Raw genomic sequence first — 14,962 nt, 5'->3', positions numbered from 1 at the left:
AAACATAAATCACATATGAATTCAATCACAAATCACAAATTCATTTAGAATTAAGTGATTTTTAAAAGGATTATCAAATGGCTAAGACATTTCGCTTTACAGATGAAGAAGAACAGGCTTTGAATGATGTGGCTTTGCGGTTAAATAGAGATCTAGTTAAAGCAGGAAAAAAGCCATTGAGAGATACAGAAATCTTCCATGAGATTATTAAACAGACACTACTTGAAGGGATAGTTGAAGTAAGTAGAGATGGAATGGTTAAAGTCGAAACAAAAAAATAAATATATTGATCAAAATATAATCAATATCTGGATTAAATGATAAAGTTTCTCATCTTCCCTGTAAGCTCCGTTATATATAGCTCATAGAGGAAATGACAAAAAACTTTGGACAGTCAGGCACACTATTAGATAGCAGTGTGCCCTTTCTCAAATCTTGTTCTGCTCTGCTCAATCGAGCGGTCGAACGTCCCTCCTCCCTTTCTCAATCACAGGCAGAACAAGCAATGGAAAAAATTATTATTTTAATAATTGCCTTATCTATAATTTTTTTAATTTATAAACTCAAAAATAAAAATTTAACGCTAAAAGAAATAGCAAAAAAAACCTTTCCAAAACATATAATTATAGAAAAGTTCGACACGGTAATGATATGTGAAATAAATCATAGAAATGAACCAGACGAACTGGCATTTCTTAGATTAAATACAAATAGACCAAAGACAGTAAAAAAAGAAGGAAGACGATTAAAAGTTGAATATCAAAAAATACCGACAAGCACAGAGCTTAAAAGAGATTTAAAACAAGTAATTAAATGACTGCTTTCGCATAATGCGGATTGATGTTAAATGCACTGCATTTTCGCAACTCGAAAATATCATTTTCTGGCCGGGAAAATGTCATTTTAAAAAGTTGCAGTGTAAGTAACATAATCACGCAGTTACATTATGCGAAGTTGGTATAATTAAGGTATTGATAAGTAATGTCTTGTTTGCATTTCTGAACATTTAGCGTCAAACAATGCAAACACACAAAGACCTAAAACCGTAATAAATACGAACTCTTTCATCACTTAGCAACTTGCTGGTGGTTTGGTTTAACAACTGGCTTAACACTAAAAATCTGCATCTGTGCGCCAAACTTGGTTTGTTGTTCTGTGAACTCAATTTCGACTTCTTGGGCGTTGTCTGCACACTCTTCTAAAATCGCTTGAATCTGTTCAATTGGCATCATCCCTGGCATTGGCGTTAAATTGTATTTAACTGGTGACAATACGGTCGTAGATAAAAATGCTCGTTCTTTACCATCTTTCTCAGAACGGTAAATTGAGGGTAAAATTTGGCGTTTGTTAAATTGAACTTGCATGGTTAAAGCCTCCTCAGGCAACTAAATGTAAACGCTCATTAGGCGTGTATGGTGAAACTGGAATTTGATAATCTGGTGGCAATTGGTCGCACATCTTGAGTTCTAAAAGACGTACAAATGGAATGACCTTGCCATTAGGATTTTTATGTAGGTTTTGGAGGTGTGAACGACTGATACCACAGCTAATAAGTTCTCTTTCACGTTTATAAAATCGTGATTCAAGGTGACGAGATTTAACTTTGATATAACCATCGATACGTAAAGAACGATAAAAATCGAGTGCGTTATAAGCCTTTGTATAACTTGGATTTCCTTTCTTTGTATAAGAAACCAATTTAGATTTAAGGAGATGTTCTAATTCATCATCACTAGCGAAGTTCATGTACTCACCCTCCATTGTCTTAAGGATTGGGTCAAAAGCTACGTGCCAGAGGCGTAGCAATAAATCTGGCTGTTGTTTCTGCAACTCTATAAGTTGCCAAATGTTTGTTGGATAACCATTTTTGGTTAGATAAGTCTTAGAAATCCGAGCTTCTTTACGGATAATTGCATTAGCAAAAGGCAAAGCATCATGCATAGCACATACAAGTACTTTAGATCGTGGACAGCCTTTATCGGCTAGTTTTTGAATTTTATTTAACTGACTTTTTACTTCTTCGAATTTGCCGTAAGCCTTTGGACGTACACTGGCACCATCATTACCCCAAGAAATATAGTTGTTATATTTAACTTCTCTAGCTTTACGGTGACCCGATGCAAGACTAGCCATATAGTCCAATACTGGTTGAACCATATTCTGATGCGGAAGCCTAAATAAGTAAGTCGTATCGAGACATGAAAGCTCAGTGTTAGGAACATCAAGAATGGGTGCTAGTTTAGGGAAAGCTGTAAGCAACATACCAATCATGTGATATGTACCAAGTTCAAGTGAATCAAAGCCATAAACATTATGACCTTGCAACAATTTCAAAGGTGATCCTTTAATCTCAACGTATGGCGGTGTGTTAGTTGTACTTGTATAAAACTTAATGGCCATATCAGTAAAATCACTTGGAAGTGATTCATATGGGTGATAAAGCTCCCCTGTTGTTGTATTGCCATCATCATCTTTACTGACATGTCGAGTCGCAGCAGGCACACCATAATCACGAATATCACCGTTAAACCAATAACGATTATCGAGATTACATACGTGTGTCGGAATGATCGGAATCATTAAACGCTCGAAATCTAGCATGATAAATCACAAATTCATAAATCACTTTTAACACATAAAAACATAAATCACATATGAATTCAATCACAAATCACAAATTCATTTAGAATTAAGTGATTTTTAAAAGGATTATCAAATGGCTAAGACATTTCGCTTTACAGATGAAGAAGAACAGGCTTTGAATGATGTGGCTTTGCGGTTAAATAGAGATCTAGTTAAAGCAGGAAAAAAGCCATTGAGAGATACAGAAATCTTCCATGAGATTATTAAACAGACACTACTTGAAGGGATAGTTGAAGTAAGTAGAGATGGAATGGTTAAAGTCGAAACAAAAAAATAAATATATTGATCAAAATATAATCAATATCTGGATTAAATGATAAAGTTTCTCATCTTCCCTGTAAGCTCCGTTATATATAGCTCATAGAGGAAATGACAAAAAACTTTGGACAGTCAGGCACACTATTAGATAGCAGTGTGCCCTTTCTCAAATCTTGTTCTGCTCTGCTCAATCGAGCGGTCGAACGTCCCTCCTCCCTTTCTCAATCACAGGCAGAACAAGCAATGGAAAAAATTATTATTTTAATAATTGCCTTATCTATAATTTTTTTAATTTATAAACTCAAAAATAAAAATTTAACGCTAAAAGAAATAGCAAAAAAAACCTTTCCAAAACATATAATTATAGAAAAGTTCGACACGGTAATGATATGTGAAATAAATCATAGAAATGAACCAGACGAACTGGCATTTCTTAGATTAAATACAAATAGACCAAAGACAGTAAAAAAAGAAGGAAGACGATTAAAAGTTGAATATCAAAAAATACCGACAAGCACAGAGCTTAAAAGAGATTTAAAACAAGTAATTAAATGACTGCTTTCGCATAATGCGGATTGATGTTAAATGCACTGCATTTTCGCAACTCGAAAATATCATTTTCTGGCCGGGAAAATGTCATTTTAAAAAGTTGCAGTGTAAGTAACATAATCACGCAGTTACATTATACGAAATGATATATTTTAAGCATTTGATATGTATAGATATTTTTAGATTTCAACCTTAGTGGCTTTGTTGATTTCATTTCTAAATGCTTTATCTACAGCACGTTCATCCAGTGGTTTAGACGCTGTAAAATCCAAAGCAACCAATTGAGCCACTGGAACTTTACGACTCACATCAAGTCTAAAAATCAATTGTGCTTCGGCTGGCAATTTCTGACCTTGATAATCATAGAAAAATTGAGCACCTTTGATTTTGTACTCTGTTGATTTCATGCCAATCGCTCCAGAAGCAATTTCTTCCTCTGTAAATGGCTGTAAAACTGTTACCACAGTATTTGACCAATCTACAGATCGACCATCTGCAATCATGTTGCCTTCAGATTTACGAATACCTGCGATTGTTAAAATTGGTTGATCAATAGCGCTCATGCTTAATACTCCTAAGCTATTTTGTAATTAAACTGACTCTGTGGTTCTTCGTACCAGTCAGGCAGTTGTTGATTGAAGTCGATCTCAACGAGCTTCATGAACGGAATGATGTTTGATGCCTTCTCATCATGAAGGTTTTGCAAGTAAGCTTTTGAAAAGCCACATTCACAAAGTTGTGAAAGCAAATTGTGGAATTGAGATTTGCCATAATTGTTTTTTACTTCTTCAATGCCTTTTTCTCGAATTAGGCAATACATGGCAAATAGATTTCTAACTTTGGTCGGTGAAGCTTTACCTGACTTTGTAATAACAATTTCAGAACTTTCAATCGCTTTCAGGACACTTGTATCATCTGTTAATTTCATAGATTGACCCCTCAAGGCATCAAAAATACTACTTGTGGCTTTAGTCCAAAGTGTTTGTAAAAGGTTTGGGTTTTGACGTTGAAACTTAATTAATTCAAATAGATTAGTCGGTATACCGTTACGTTCTAGCCAACGTTTCTTTAAACGTGATTCAAAACGAGCTAGACCGACAGTCCAGTTAATAAGACGAATATCAGACATGACTTCAACGACTCGCATCGCAGATTTATTATTAAATTTAGCGAGTTGCTTTTGTTCTTCGAATTGCGCAAGAAACTCATCATATTTTAAATAACACTTATGATTAACGAGTCGTGAAGTCTGACCACCCCAATAAACTGTTGAGTCATAACGTTTATTACTTAAACGTGTTTGACCGTTAGAAACATTTGATAAAAATTGAAGAACTTTATTCGCTGTAAATTGATCTTTTAATCTCGCTGAATAAGTTACATCAATATGCGAAACCCAAGCTTTAGGCACATCAAGCATTCTTGATAAAAGCGGATAAGCAACATCTAAGAAGCCAAGCATCTCAAAAGCACCCTGCTCTATATTGTCACTTCCAAATACATTGTGACCTTGCATTAATTTCGCAGGACTTGCCTTAATCTGAACGTAAGGTTCATAGGCTGAATCAAAAAATACTTTTAAAGCCATACCAGTGTAATGCGTTGGTACAGATTCAAACGGATGAAATAAAGCTGATGCAGAAATGGTCCCATCATCATTCTTATTCACCGATCTTGAAGCTAGTGGGATTTCTAAACTATGTGGATCAACATCTATAAAAAAATAACGTCCTTCGGCATCTACTGAATAGAAGCTCGATTCAAACGGTATATTTATACAAATATGATCTAGCATCGCCAAAAATCCACATGCATGCAGTTATGCAACAAGCGAAAGTTAACACAAATATGCAAGTATGCGCAATACATGCATGCAAAAATACATGTATGATTTTCCACATGTTGATTTTGGTATGAAAAAAATGGTTCAAAGCGTTCGAATTAACGACCAAGAGCAAGAAATGCTCAGGAAAAAAGCAGTTGAATTAAACAAAATATTAATTCAAAAAGGACAACAGCCAGTTAGAGACAGCGAGTTAATACATATTCTAGTAGAAGAAGGTTTAGAACTATTAGAAGTTAGTAACAGCGGTACTGTGAAAATTATAAAGTAAGGTGAAAATTCCGAAATTTCGGACTAGAGTCCACCATTAGAAAGCGTGGACTCTCCTACTCGTCCAAAAAATCCATGATTATGCCCTTTTCATAGTCATGAAATTTACGTAAATGACTGTAGAGCTGTGAAAAAACTAAGGTTCTTCCGCAGTATTGGCATGTGACATATTTATTAGTTAAATCATTGATAAATATATTATCTAAATTATTGATATTATTATATTTTCTTTTATGTGACGTATTTCGCATAATGTAGATTGATGTTAAATGCACTGGTGTTACTTGCAGATTGTAACATCATTGACAATGTGCAAAAGTTGTTCAACTTGAACACATTGTCAATGACGAAGCAAGTAACATAATCTGAGATATTATGCGAAATCAGTCTTGTAAAGATTTAATAAAAAATACAGCAGAAATAGAGGCAAATAAAATAAATGTAGCAGTAATCGCAACAGACAGAAATAAATAATAAAGTGTCATATTTTGAAAATAGTTTAGAAATCAATCATAGAACCAATTTTATAAAATAAATATAGACCAATACTTACGACTATAAAATAAGCTAAATATAGCATTATTATTTCTCCAGAATGACCGAACTTTTAGCTTAACAGACTTCGCTAGTTAAACTAAAACTCCGATCTCATAAAAAGCATTAAGATTTCACTTATTGATCAATAAAAAGAAAGAATAACAAGAAAAGTAAGCCCATGAATTTCCAATAATAATGCCTAAAGTAAAAGCTAAAGAGATCAAAACTAGAAATAATTGCATGGGAAAAAAATGCTTAAATGCAGTTCTAACATGATCATCATGTTTTTGGGTTTTATGCTCAGAATGCATTGTTAAACCCCGCTAGGTCATTAGCACCATTCGTTACTTTAGCTTGTAGATGAGGTTCTACTTGATTATTAGCCTTTAGTTGTTCATTTTCTTCGGTTTTTGGGGGATTTTCATTATTTTTAACCTCAATATTTTTAATTTGGCTTGCATTACTTTCGGGCTTTTTAAAATAGTTATAAGGACGATCATTGTTGTCTATAAGTCTTTTACAATCTTCGCTAGAAACTTTTAGCTTCGTGCCTTGTTCTGTATAAGCCTGATATTTGTTGCCAAACTTGGTACAACCTGAAAAGACAGGTTTTGAGGTAATTTCATAACTTACATTTTCTGCAACAGTGTTGTAAGGCTTTGAAGCATCATAAATGAATACGGTGTTTACAGTACGTTTTGCTTGTCCGTCCGCTAAAAATTGAGGATCGTATGCTTCTCGACATTGGCCAGGAGTCCAACCGAATTGTTCAGTGCATGACTTAATTTTTTGCGCTAATTCAGGCGATATTTCATCCTTATTTGCTGTTTTATCGTTCGCATAAGGATTTGAATCTTTTGCAGTATTTACTTTATCCATAATACCTGCTTGATTATCTTTTCCTTTATTAAAAATGGTTCCGCCTGAAATACCGTCATAGATAAGATAGAAACCAAATAATAATCCACCTGCGTAAAGCAATAATTTTTTAGGTAGCGTGACTTTATGAGTGTGCATTGTAGAAGATGTATAGAGCTTATAAATTTTCTTATCGTATGAAAATCTAAAAGTACGTTCAGCAGCTCTTTTTTTGCTGAATGAGTTAGGGTCTACAACAGCATAAGACCATACATGCACATAAGCTTGAGGAAGCCCCCACGGTCTAAATAAGTGATAATGCTGACCGACTACAGCCCTAACTTCTGTATGAATCAGCACAGGGAATTGTGTAATGAAATAGATATCAAATCCACGATGACGATGAACTGTTAATTCAGAAACAATATCGTTTTTATCACGAACATTCTTATAGATCGGACGGTTCTGTACTTCATCATAGAAAATAATTGAGCCATCAGGACAAGTACGCCAATCGTCAGGACTTTCTAATACATCTTCAATTCTAAGTCCGTTTATATCTGAATAGATTTGGCGTACTGGAGGAATCATCTTGAACTTTGTATCACATACCTTATTCGCAAAATTTGAAATTAAGTTATATGAAGTAGATAGATAGTAATGATCAGGTGTAACTTTATCTGAATAGAAATCTGAAAAATCGTAATGATTAAAACAACTGAAATACTCTAATAATGTAATTTGCTGTCCATCATATTTATCTAAAGCTAGTCGTATCTCTTTAAATAGATTCTGATTGCCTTTAAATTCAGCTAAATCAATTGTAATTAGCTTATCAGCATGATTTGAAAGTAGTTCCAAATTATGAATGTAATAAGATTTTGCCAAAGGTAAATTCTTTTTATTTGCTTCATCATGTTTAATTAATTGCATTGTAGCGAATAAAGTTTTGCCAACGCCCGGAGGTGCAGTTATTAAATTAATCATTTGCCACCTTTCTTTAAAAAGAGTTGTTGTGAATTTTGAGCCATAGCTATTACAAGAGCTGTTAAAACTGATTGAATGTAAATATCTATGCCCGACATATGTATAAGTGATGCTCCAAATCCTGAAATACCGCCAAGACTTGATATAAAATCTGATATGTATTGTTCTAAATAAAATTTATGTATTGAATAAGATGCGAGTGTAATACCCGCACCAGTGAGCACACGTGAGAGCCACCCATCTTGTGATGATTTAGTGACAGAAGCCAAAGCTGACCAAAATGACATTAGTTTCTTCTCCCAACGATTAATGAAGCTGTATATAGACCAAATGCAATCCAGAAAGCTTTCATACCTCTAGCGATCTCACATATATAAATAGGGCTAATATCTGTTTGTATGGTTTCAAACGGTATATGCAAAGAAATAGGCAATGACGGACAAGTGTCATCACCGATTGATACTTGAGGCTTATTAACATTTTCGGGTTCATCATCAATATCAACCTCTGTATCTTCTTTTTCGGGTTCTTCTTCTTTGAAGTAATCTTTTATTTCGTCATAAGTTTTTTTTATTTTTTCTTTAGCATCCGCATATTCTTGCTTTATGTACTCCCAAAAACTTAATTCTTTTTCTCTATGTTCGTCCGTCTTTTTGGAATCATCTTGGTATTTTTCATACCATGCACACATCACAGAAGCCCACTCACAAAATGCGGGTAATTTAAAAGTACCTTTGCCAGTTTCAGGATTCACTTCAGTTGAACCTTCTGGTTCTGTTTCAGGAACTGGGACAGCACGATCTAAAGCATCAGAAGTAGCTTGCGGAGCTTTTCCGCCTGCAGTTGAGTTCGGATTATATACAGTGGGTAAAATTTGAGGTGCTTGTGGAGAATTGTTAATTTTATCTCCAAGTTCTGTTTCAGGAACAGGAACATATTTAGGCTCAAGATCAGGATTATAGTTTGGATTTTTTTCTCTAAATATTTGACCGCTTAAACTCGGAGTTGTGTCATTCTTCCAAAGGCCCTTACAATCTATCTGTGTAATTGAAGTCATTGAACAAGTTATATTTTTCATTTCTTGTAATTCAGCACAGCTTTTTGAATGAGCAATGGCAAGCGTAGTCGTTGAATAGTATTGTCTAGAACGACACTTTGGGTCTGATGAAGATTGATCTACATTTATGGGTACCCAAACATATTCAACGCTAGGATCAACAACTTGAGATTCGACACGTTTTTTTACAATGCCGTTATCGATAATCCATCCTGCACCCTCAACAACTCCATATATTAAAGCGCCAGCTACTCCAAAACGAATCATGCTTGCGACTGTTGAACCTGTTGCAGATGCAGTAACAGGAACTCGTGCAGTTCGACGCATTGTTTTTTCAGCAATTCTGTCAAGGGTGGTTGCTTCAATTACTTTTGCTAAAGGGTCATAAACAATTGTTTTAACGTTATAATTTTTCCCAACAGCATAAGCTGTAGAAAATGAATTAAAATAAATGACAAATGAAATTAATACTTTAATGAATATTAAAGCTATATCTTTAACACGATAAGAAGTGTAATTAAAAAATAACATAGCGGTTTTATCCAAAAAAATATTGATGCTACTTGTTCAGGTTCACTCATTACTTCACGCTCCGCTCGGTTTCGCGCGTCTACGCACGTACCAGCGGAGCGCGAAGTAGTAAAGAAAACCGACACTAGGTCGGTTCAATTTGTTAATTAATTAACCGCTATTAACTGTACGTTTACCATATCGCCAAATCAGTAAGCCGATTAAGACAAGGATTAAAGCACCGTACATTGCTTTTTGAGAGTTAAGAATTGATGTAACCTCACCAGTTACACCCTCCAAAAACAGTTGAGCGATTCCAGTACCTTCCGCAGCGTTTGCAGATGTAGTACCAACTAACGCAGTACCCAAAACGGCTGTACCTATGCCGTATTGTTTTAAGTTGTTGCGGAAACGTTCAAACCAAGTTTTTTCATGAACAGATTGAGTTACAATCTTTTCAACATTTTCTAATTGCCCCATGGGATTCTCCTTTAGGCTTTTTTTAGAATTAGGGAAATTAAGCCGTAACTAATTGAACCAATCATGATTTTCATTAAAGCCACTGAAAGCATGTCTGATTGCGATTGTGTTATTGCAAAGTATTCCCACCAGTGTTGGTTAGCCGAAGCCAACGCAGTTAGGCACTGATTTAATTGTTCAGTTGTTTGATCAGTGCCCATTCTTTAGCCCCCACACTTCGACATGTGAAATGGCAAATATTGTCGGTGAAATAATGAATAACAATTTGGGCATTCGACTTGATTATCGCCCTGTATTGCTGTTATATTTCTAATCATAATTTCACCTAAGTTATTGATTTATTTACATATTATACATTATACGAAATGATATATTTTAAGCATTTGATATGTATAGATATTTTTAGATTTCAACCTTAGTGGCTTTGTTGATTTCATTTCTAAATGCTTTATCTACAGCACGTTCATCCAGTGGTTTAGACGCTGTAAAATCCAAAGCAACCAATTGAGCCACTGGAACTTTACGACTCACATCAAGTCTAAAAATCAATTGTGCTTCGGCTGGCAATTTCTGACCTTGATAATCATAGAAAAATTGAGCACCTTTGATTTTGTACTCTGTTGATTTCATGCCAATCGCTCCAGAAGCAATTTCTTCCTCTGTAAATGGCTGTAAAACTGTTACCACAGTATTTGACCAATCTACAGATCGACCATCTGCAACCATGTTGCCTTCAGATTTACGAATACCTGCGATTGTTAAAATTGGTTGATCAATAGCGCTCATGCTTAATACTCCTAAGCTATTTTGTAATTAAACTGACTCTGTGGTTCTTCGTACCAGTCAGGCAGTTGTTGATTGAAGTCGATCTCAACGAGCTTCATGAACGGAATGATGTTTGATGCCTTCTCATCATGAAGGTTTTGCAAGTAAGCTTTTGAAAAGCCACATTCACAAAGTTGTGAAAGCAAATTGTGGAATTGAGATTTGCCATAATTGTTTTTTACTTCTTCAATGCCTTTTTCTCGAATTAGGCAATACATGGCAAATAGATTTCTAACTTTGGTCGGTGAAGCTTTACCTGACTTTGTAATAACAATTTCAGAACTTTCAATCGCTTTCAGGACACTTGTATCATCTGTTAATTTCATAGATTGACCCCTCAAGGCATCAAAAATACTACTTGTGGCTTTAGTCCAAAGTGTTTGTAAAAGGTTTGGGTTTTGACGTTGAAACTTAATTAATTCAAATAGATTAGTCGGTATACCGTTACGTTCTAGCCAACGTTTCTTTAAACGTGATTCAAAACGAGCTAGACCGACAGTCCAGTTAATAAGACGAATATCAGACATGACTTCAACGACTCGCATCGCAGATTTATTATTAAATTTAGCGAGTTGCTTTTGTTCTTCGAATTGCGCAAGAAACTCATCATATTTTAAATAACACTTATGATTAACGAGTCGTGAAGTCTGACCACCCCAATAAACTGTTGAGTCATAACGTTTATTACTTAAACGTGTTTGACCGTTAGAAACATTTGATAAAAATTGAAGAACTTTATTCGCTGTAAATTGATCTTTTAATCTCGCTGAATAAGTTACATCAATATGCGAAACCCAAGCTTTAGGCACATCAAGCATTCTTGATAAAAGCGGATAAGCAACATCTAAGAAGCCAAGCATCTCAAAAGCACCCTGCTCTATATTGTCACTTCCAAATACATTGTGACCTTGCATTAATTTCGCAGGACTTGCCTTAATCTGAACGTAAGGTTCATAGGCTGAATCAAAAAATACTTTTAAAGCCATACCAGTGTAATGCGTTGGTACAGATTCAAACGGATGAAATAAAGCTGATGCAGAAATGGTCCCATCATCATTCTTATTCACCGATCTTGAAGCTAGTGGGATTTCTAAACTATGTGGATCAACATCTATAAAAAAATAACGTCCTTCGGCATCTACTGAATAGAAGCTCGATTCAAACGGTATATTTATACAAATATGATCTAGCATCGCCAAAAATCCACATGCATGCAGTTATGCAACAAGCGAAAGTTAACACAAATATGCAAGTATGCGCAATACATGCATGCAAAAATACATGTATGATTTTCCACATGTTGATTTTGGTATGAAAAAAATGGTTCAAAGCGTTCGAATTAACGACCAAGAGCAAGAAATGCTCAGGAAAAAAGCAGTTGAATTAAACAAAATATTAATTCAAAAAGGACAACAGCCAGTTAGAGACAGCGAGTTAATACATATTCTAGTAGAAGAAGGTTTAGAACTATTAGAAGTTAGTAACAGCGGTACTGTGAAAATTATAAAGTAAGGTGAAAATTCCGAAATTTCGGACTAGAGTCCACCATTAGAAAGCGTGGACTCTCCTACTCGTCCAAAAAATCCATGATTATGCCCTTTTCATAGTCATGAAATTTACGTAAATGACTGTAGAGCTGTGAAAAAACTAAGGTTCTTCCGCAGTATTGGCATGTGACATATTTATTAGTTAAATCATTGATAAATATATTATCTAAATTATTGATATTATTATATTTTCTTTTATGTGACGTATTTCGCATAATGTAGATTGATGTTAAATGCACTGGTGTTACTTGCAGATTGTAACATCATTGACAATGTGCAAAAGTTGTTCAACTTGAACACATTGTCAATGACGAAGCAAGTAACATAATCTGAGATATTATGCGAAATAACATGAATTAAGAAATTGATATACATACTTTTAATACTTATAAAATTTAAACCTGAGCCACGCCAATCTCAATTTATTAAGACTTAAAAGCTATCAATCCATCTAGAAATGAATTTTATCTCGATGCATCTCTACAATCGTTAACCAAGCTTTGGTTGCTGGACTCATTGCTACAGTCGTATTCCAAGCCATACTCAATGTCCAATGTAATTTAGGCTCATTAAGGATTGCTGAGCAAAACTTCCCTTGATCTAACTGATCACAATAAATTTTGGGCAATATGGCGATCCCCATATTAAACTCCACCATTTTGGTGATAAAGTCCCACTGGCTACTTTTACACACCACTTTTGGTTCAAAACCTACAGAATTTGCAGCCTGTATAATCATCTTATTTAATGTAAAAGAATCAGCGTAAAGTAAAAAAGTTTCTTCTTTAAGTTCATGCAAATTTACTGAATCTCGTTGATTCCAATGTGAATTTTTCTTAGCCAATAAACACATTGGTGAATCTATCACAGGAATTGCCGCAAAACTTGGTCTTAAATTACCGAGTAAAATCCCAACATCAATACTTTTATCAGCAATTGCTTCCTCAATACCATTGGCACCAACTTCTAAGAATTTCAATTGAATATCAGGATGATTCTGATGAAATAAAGCAATTAAAGGACTGAGTAATACCGAACCTAATGGTGGTAAGCCTATGGTTAATTTACCTTTTTTTAACTGCTGTACTTGATCTATATTTTCAAATATTTGCTTTTGTTCATTTAAGATATTTAAAGCGTGTTGATAAATTAATTCACCAATATAGGTAAGTACAACTTCCCTTTTTCTTCCAGCTTCACCTTTTTTAAACAAAGCTGTGCCAAGTTCTTCTTCTAAATGTTTAATTGATTTACTGAGTGTAGGCTGTGTCATAAACAAACGATCCGCAGCCAAAGTAAAACTTTCGCAATTGACGATTTCTACAAAAATTTTAAGATTTTTAATGTCCATCAATTATTCCAAAAACGCATAATTATGATTTAATTATTCATAATATACTGTGATGTTTGCAACTAAAATAACTCATCTTTTTAAAATATCTGCAATAAAATGTCTACGCGTACTCAAAGCCATCGAATTTCATCAATTTATAAAGTCATTTTGCAAATTGGGCTTTTAATTTTGATTTGGTGGATTGGTTCAATCATTCAAAAACAATTTAATTTACCTATTTCGGCAGCTGTGATTGGCTTATTTATGGTTTTGATTGGGCTCATGACAGGTATTTTTAAGTTAAATTGGATTAAATCAGGCTCAGATTTCATTCTAGGTGAATTGGTGCTATTTTTTATTCCTTGTTTTATCGGGTTAATGAAATATAAAAACCTATTTATCACTGAAGGTTGGCAACTGATTGTTGTGGTTGTACTGGGTACAATTTGTGTGATGGTATTTACTGCTTATAGTGTGCATATAGGTTTTAAACTAGAGCGGAAGTTGAAACAACGTCATGTTCATAAAACCGTACATGTATTAGAGGGAGATAAATAATGTCTGCCATTTCAATATTTTGCCTAGTGATCACATTAGTCGCGTATGTGTTGGTCAAAAAACTTTATCGTAAATTTCCATATTTAATTTTATCTCCAGCAATTTTGGTTCCGATTGTTTTAATCACCATTTTACTGTCAGCACATGTTTCTTATGATGCTTATATGCTTGATAGTCAGTGGATTATATGGATGTTAGGGCCTGCAACTGTTGCCTTTGCAATCCCAATTTTTGAATATCGCCAAATCATTAAAGAACATCTCATTTCAATTTCTATGGGCGTGGTCATTGGTATGCTTGCTGGGATGATCAGTGCATTCTACCTTGCTAAATTATTTCATTTTGACCAAACAACAACCTATAGTCTAATGGCACGTTCAATCTCTACACCATTTGCAATGGAGTTAACAACCCATATCGGCGGTTCTGTTGAACTGGTGATTTTATTCACCATGATTACTGGGGTGACTGGTATGTTAATTGGTGATTTGGTATTGGGTGGATTAAGACTGAAATCAAGCTTTGCACAAGGTGCGTCTTTGGGTAATGCAGCACATGGTTTTGGTACAAGTAAAGCTTATATGCGTGATAAAGATGAAGGTGTTATTGCCAGTTTAACCATGGTTTTAGCTGGAATTTTTATGGTATTGGTTGGACCTTTTATTGTACACCTTATTGTTTATTTACTAAATTAACCCGTACAGTAT

The 14,962-nt window shown here is 34.6% G+C and carries 20 protein-coding genes; 8 read left to right on the top strand and 12 right to left on the bottom strand.

The features are described 5' to 3' along the window. Positions 1-77: 77 nt before the first annotated feature. Both MTO68_RS11685 and MTO68_RS11680 read left to right on the top strand, forming a co-directional pair. Positions 78-281: a hypothetical protein gene (locus MTO68_RS11685; protein ID WP_244012508.1), complete on the top strand. Its 204-nt coding sequence runs from the start codon at positions 78-80 to the stop codon at positions 279-281. Between the two features lie 92 nt (positions 282-373). After that, on the top strand, positions 374-817 hold the full coding sequence (locus tag MTO68_RS11680; RefSeq protein ID WP_244012506.1) for a hypothetical protein: 444 nt from the start codon (positions 374-376) through the stop codon (positions 815-817). Between the two features lie 250 nt (positions 818-1,067). On the opposite strand, the gene MTO68_RS11675 is transcribed toward MTO68_RS11680, so the two are convergent. Then, complete coding sequence (locus MTO68_RS11675) at positions 1,068-1,364, bottom strand: hypothetical protein (RefSeq protein WP_244012512.1); 297 nt, start codon at positions 1,362-1,364, stop codon at positions 1,068-1,070. Between the two features lie 13 nt (positions 1,365-1,377). Then, positions 1,378-2,601, bottom strand: a complete 1,224-nt coding sequence (locus MTO68_RS11670; protein ID WP_244012510.1) for a phage/plasmid replication protein, II/X family — start codon at positions 2,599-2,601, stop codon at positions 1,378-1,380. A gap of 115 nt (positions 2,602-2,716) precedes the next feature. Between MTO68_RS11670 and MTO68_RS11665 the strand changes: the two genes are divergently transcribed. Both MTO68_RS11665 and MTO68_RS11660 read left to right on the top strand, forming a co-directional pair. Further along, the gene (locus MTO68_RS11665; protein ID WP_244012508.1) at positions 2,717-2,920 is read left to right on the top strand and encodes a hypothetical protein; all 204 of its coding nucleotides are present in this window, start codon (positions 2,717-2,719) and stop codon (positions 2,918-2,920) included. Positions 2,921-3,012: 92 nt separating this feature from the next. Then, positions 3,013-3,456: a hypothetical protein gene (locus MTO68_RS11660; RefSeq protein ID WP_244012506.1), complete on the top strand. Its 444-nt coding sequence runs from the start codon at positions 3,013-3,015 to the stop codon at positions 3,454-3,456. Between the two features lie 173 nt (positions 3,457-3,629). Here MTO68_RS11660 and MTO68_RS11655 read toward each other — a convergent pair whose 3' ends face one another. Together MTO68_RS11655 and MTO68_RS11650 are read right to left on the bottom strand one after the other, a co-directional pair. After that, positions 3,630-4,013: a hypothetical protein gene (locus MTO68_RS11655; protein WP_244012504.1), complete on the bottom strand. Its 384-nt coding sequence runs from the start codon at positions 4,011-4,013 to the stop codon at positions 3,630-3,632. A gap of 11 nt (positions 4,014-4,024) precedes the next feature. Next, a complete protein-coding gene (locus MTO68_RS11650) occupies positions 4,025-5,245 on the bottom strand; it encodes a phage/plasmid replication protein, II/X family (RefSeq protein WP_121775299.1) in 1,221 nt (406 codons plus the stop codon). 88 nt (positions 5,246-5,333) lie between these two features. Here MTO68_RS11650 and MTO68_RS11645 point away from each other — a divergent pair, with 88 nt between their 5' ends. Beyond that, on the top strand, positions 5,334-5,564 hold the full coding sequence (locus tag MTO68_RS11645; RefSeq protein ID WP_227544108.1) for a hypothetical protein: 231 nt from the start codon (positions 5,334-5,336) through the stop codon (positions 5,562-5,564). Positions 5,565-6,400: 836 nt separating this feature from the next. On the opposite strand, the gene MTO68_RS11640 is transcribed toward MTO68_RS11645, so the two are convergent. From MTO68_RS11640 to MTO68_RS11610, 7 genes are all read right to left on the bottom strand, one after another. After that, entirely contained in the window at positions 6,401-7,945 is a 1,545-nt protein-coding gene (locus tag MTO68_RS11640) for a zonular occludens toxin domain-containing protein (RefSeq protein ID WP_244012502.1), read from the bottom strand. After that, positions 7,942-8,232, bottom strand: coding sequence for a DUF2523 domain-containing protein (locus tag MTO68_RS11635; RefSeq protein ID WP_199935143.1), 291 nt, complete (start codon positions 8,230-8,232; stop codon positions 7,942-7,944). The genes MTO68_RS11640 and MTO68_RS11635 overlap by 4 nt, the downstream gene beginning before the upstream one ends. Then, a complete protein-coding gene (locus MTO68_RS11630; RefSeq protein WP_244012500.1) occupies positions 8,232-9,533 on the bottom strand; it encodes a hypothetical protein in 1,302 nt (433 codons plus the stop codon). The genes MTO68_RS11635 and MTO68_RS11630 overlap by 1 nt, the downstream gene beginning before the upstream one ends. A 150-nt stretch (positions 9,534-9,683) precedes the next feature. Then, the gene (locus MTO68_RS11625; protein WP_244012498.1) at positions 9,684-9,992 is read right to left on the bottom strand and encodes a hypothetical protein; all 309 of its coding nucleotides are present in this window, start codon (positions 9,990-9,992) and stop codon (positions 9,684-9,686) included. An 11-nt stretch (positions 9,993-10,003) separates the two neighbouring features. Continuing rightward, entirely contained in the window at positions 10,004-10,192 is a 189-nt protein-coding gene (locus tag MTO68_RS11620; protein WP_244012496.1) for a hypothetical protein, read from the bottom strand. A 202-nt stretch (positions 10,193-10,394) separates the two neighbouring features. Beyond that, the gene (locus MTO68_RS11615) at positions 10,395-10,778 is read right to left on the bottom strand and encodes a hypothetical protein (protein ID WP_244012494.1); all 384 of its coding nucleotides are present in this window, start codon (positions 10,776-10,778) and stop codon (positions 10,395-10,397) included. Positions 10,779-10,789: 11 nt separating this feature from the next. Further along, positions 10,790-12,010: a phage/plasmid replication protein, II/X family gene (locus MTO68_RS11610; protein ID WP_121775299.1), complete on the bottom strand. Its 1,221-nt coding sequence runs from the start codon at positions 12,008-12,010 to the stop codon at positions 10,790-10,792. An 88-nt stretch (positions 12,011-12,098) separates the two neighbouring features. Between MTO68_RS11610 and MTO68_RS11605 the strand changes: the two genes are divergently transcribed. Beyond that, entirely contained in the window at positions 12,099-12,329 is a 231-nt protein-coding gene (locus MTO68_RS11605) for a hypothetical protein (RefSeq protein ID WP_227544108.1), read from the top strand. Positions 12,330-12,815: 486 nt separating this feature from the next. Here the strand turns inward: MTO68_RS11605 and MTO68_RS11600 are convergent, their stop codons facing one another. Next, the gene (locus tag MTO68_RS11600; RefSeq protein ID WP_034613044.1) at positions 12,816-13,715 is read right to left on the bottom strand and encodes a LysR family transcriptional regulator; all 900 of its coding nucleotides are present in this window, start codon (positions 13,713-13,715) and stop codon (positions 12,816-12,818) included. Positions 13,716-13,814: 99 nt separating this feature from the next. Here MTO68_RS11600 and MTO68_RS11595 point away from each other — a divergent pair, with 99 nt between their 5' ends. Then, the gene (locus MTO68_RS11595) at positions 13,815-14,255 is read left to right on the top strand and encodes a CidA/LrgA family protein (RefSeq protein WP_244012492.1); all 441 of its coding nucleotides are present in this window, start codon (positions 13,815-13,817) and stop codon (positions 14,253-14,255) included. Next, entirely contained in the window at positions 14,255-14,950 is a 696-nt protein-coding gene (locus tag MTO68_RS11590) for an LrgB family protein (protein ID WP_004821497.1), read from the top strand. Before MTO68_RS11595 ends, MTO68_RS11590 begins: the two co-directional genes overlap by 1 nt. Positions 14,951-14,962 lie beyond the last annotated feature (12 nt).

This window comes from Acinetobacter sp. NyZ410, from assembly GCF_022828975.1.
Lineage (GTDB): Bacteria > Pseudomonadota > Gammaproteobacteria > Pseudomonadales > Moraxellaceae > Acinetobacter > Acinetobacter guillouiae.
Note: the sequence above shows the minus strand (reverse complement) of the source record. Positions and strands in the feature narration are given on the sequence as shown.

What these genes read in the sequence shown, in the direction of transcription:
- MTO68_RS11615 (WP_244012494.1), bottom strand. Translation starts at nt 10,778, where the DNA reads ATGAGCGCTATTGATCAACCAATTTTAACAATCGCAGGTATTCGTAAA.
- MTO68_RS11680 (WP_244012506.1), top strand. Translation starts at nt 374, where the DNA reads ATGACAAAAAACTTTGGACAGTCAGGCACACTATTAGATAGCAGTGTG.
- MTO68_RS11685 (WP_244012508.1), top strand. Translation starts at nt 78, where the DNA reads ATGGCTAAGACATTTCGCTTTACAGATGAAGAAGAACAGGCTTTGAAT.
- MTO68_RS11670 (WP_244012510.1), bottom strand. Translation starts at nt 2,601, where the DNA reads ATGCTAGATTTCGAGCGTTTAATGATTCCGATCATTCCGACACACGTA.
- MTO68_RS11635 (WP_199935143.1), bottom strand. Translation starts at nt 8,232, where the DNA reads ATGTCATTTTGGTCAGCTTTGGCTTCTGTCACTAAATCATCACAAGAT.
- MTO68_RS11630 (WP_244012500.1), bottom strand. Translation starts at nt 9,533, where the DNA reads ATGTTATTTTTTAATTACACTTCTTATCGTGTTAAAGATATAGCTTTA.
- MTO68_RS11605 (WP_227544108.1), top strand. Translation starts at nt 12,099, where the DNA reads ATGTATGATTTTCCACATGTTGATTTTGGTATGAAAAAAATGGTTCAA.
- MTO68_RS11650 (WP_121775299.1), bottom strand. Translation starts at nt 5,245, where the DNA reads ATGCTAGATCATATTTGTATAAATATACCGTTTGAATCGAGCTTCTAT.
- MTO68_RS11645 (WP_227544108.1), top strand. Translation starts at nt 5,334, where the DNA reads ATGTATGATTTTCCACATGTTGATTTTGGTATGAAAAAAATGGTTCAA.
- MTO68_RS11590 (WP_004821497.1), top strand. Translation starts at nt 14,255, where the DNA reads ATGTCTGCCATTTCAATATTTTGCCTAGTGATCACATTAGTCGCGTAT.
- MTO68_RS11625 (WP_244012498.1), bottom strand. Translation starts at nt 9,992, where the DNA reads ATGGGGCAATTAGAAAATGTTGAAAAGATTGTAACTCAATCTGTTCAT.
- MTO68_RS11600 (WP_034613044.1), bottom strand. Translation starts at nt 13,715, where the DNA reads ATGGACATTAAAAATCTTAAAATTTTTGTAGAAATCGTCAATTGCGAA.
- MTO68_RS11655 (WP_244012504.1), bottom strand. Translation starts at nt 4,013, where the DNA reads ATGAGCGCTATTGATCAACCAATTTTAACAATCGCAGGTATTCGTAAA.
- MTO68_RS11665 (WP_244012508.1), top strand. Translation starts at nt 2,717, where the DNA reads ATGGCTAAGACATTTCGCTTTACAGATGAAGAAGAACAGGCTTTGAAT.
- MTO68_RS11640 (WP_244012502.1), bottom strand. Translation starts at nt 7,945, where the DNA reads ATGATTAATTTAATAACTGCACCTCCGGGCGTTGGCAAAACTTTATTC.
- MTO68_RS11675 (WP_244012512.1), bottom strand. Translation starts at nt 1,364, where the DNA reads ATGCAAGTTCAATTTAACAAACGCCAAATTTTACCCTCAATTTACCGT.
- MTO68_RS11660 (WP_244012506.1), top strand. Translation starts at nt 3,013, where the DNA reads ATGACAAAAAACTTTGGACAGTCAGGCACACTATTAGATAGCAGTGTG.
- MTO68_RS11595 (WP_244012492.1), top strand. Translation starts at nt 13,815, where the DNA reads ATGTCTACGCGTACTCAAAGCCATCGAATTTCATCAATTTATAAAGTC.
- MTO68_RS11610 (WP_121775299.1), bottom strand. Translation starts at nt 12,010, where the DNA reads ATGCTAGATCATATTTGTATAAATATACCGTTTGAATCGAGCTTCTAT.
- MTO68_RS11620 (WP_244012496.1), bottom strand. Translation starts at nt 10,192, where the DNA reads ATGGGCACTGATCAAACAACTGAACAATTAAATCAGTGCCTAACTGCG.